Origin of the sequence: Bilophila sp. 4_1_30 (assembly GCF_000224655.1) — a bacterium.
GTDB classification, from domain to species: Bacteria; Desulfobacterota; Desulfovibrionia; order Desulfovibrionales; family Desulfovibrionaceae; genus Bilophila; species Bilophila wadsworthia.
In genome coordinates this window covers 1-967 of record NZ_JH114269.1, presented here as the reverse complement: position 1 = coordinate 967, position 967 = coordinate 1, and the positions used below count along the sequence as shown (strand labels likewise).

The following is a 967-nucleotide window of genomic DNA, read 5'->3' as shown; positions in this document are numbered from 1 at the left end:
CCTATGGCTTTGCTCAAGACCAGGAAAAAGCTGGAAAGAGGGACTGGAAAAACTTGAAATCGAACTAAACGCCGATCCGGAAGTATCACCTGCCGTCAAGAAAACTCCCGGACTCCTCATCCAGCTTGGTTTGCAGACGTTTTATGCGAAACACTGCCTTGCCGACAGCAACTCGGATAGAAAAAACGTGCTTGATGAACTCGGTGAATATGCCGAAGGCATTTGACAAAAGAAAGCCCCGGGAGATTATCCGGGGCCTTGTTGTATAGAAAGAAAACCTCCCGCTAGGCGGGAGGTTCCGAAAAGCTTACAGCTTTGTATATGTTATAAAAACTCCTTTTGATTTGTTAGTAAAGCTTGCGGTCTGGCAACTGCAAGCGGCAACAAATCAAAAGGAGGTCACAATGAGTGACGTTCAAAGTTTAGCCCACACAAAATGGAACTGCAAATACCATGTGGTATTTGCCCCCAAATATCGCAGACAGGTTTTCTATGGGGAAAAGAAGCGTGAGATCGGCGAGATATTGCGCAGGCTTTGTGAATGGAAAGGTGTGACAATTCTCGAAGTGGAATGCTGCCCGGATCATGTACATATGCTGCTGGAGATACCGCCCAAGATGAGCGTGTCTGGATTTATGGGGTATCTGAAGGGTAAAAGCAGCCTGATGCTGTATGAACGATTTGGCGATCTGAAGTTCAAATACCGCAATCGTGAATTCTGGTGCCGGGGCTACTACGTGGATACGGTAGGCAAGAACAAAGAGAAGATTAGGGATTACATAAAGAAACAGCTGGAAGAGGATAAACTGGGTACGCAGCTTTGCCTTCCCTACCCGGGTAGCCCGTTTACGGGCCGCAAGTAACAGAAATGCCGACGCCAGATTCGCTATGCGCCTGTTAGGGCGCTGCTGGTAACAGAGCCTTACAGGCGCATATGAAGAACCACCGGCTACGGCCGGTGGGTTCC

Annotated in this window: 2 protein-coding genes; both read left to right on the top strand. The window is 48.5% G+C overall.

The genetic code is table 11. The features are described 5' to 3' along the window. On the top strand, positions 1-226 hold a 226-nt coding region (locus HMPREF0178_RS21745), incomplete at its 5' end, for a hypothetical protein (protein ID WP_009381229.1). A 178-nt stretch (positions 227-404) separates the two neighbouring features. Then, positions 405-863 carry an IS200/IS605 family transposase gene (tnpA, locus tag HMPREF0178_RS20075; protein WP_009381227.1) on the top strand — a complete coding sequence of 153 codons (459 nt, stop codon included), beginning with the start codon at positions 405-407 and terminating at the stop codon, positions 861-863. Positions 864-967: the final 104 nt, after the last annotated feature.

Coding starts and splice junctions, on each gene's coding strand:
- tnpA (WP_009381227.1), top strand. CDS start 405: ATGAGTGACGTTCAAAGTTTAGCCCACACAAAATGGAACTGCAAATAC.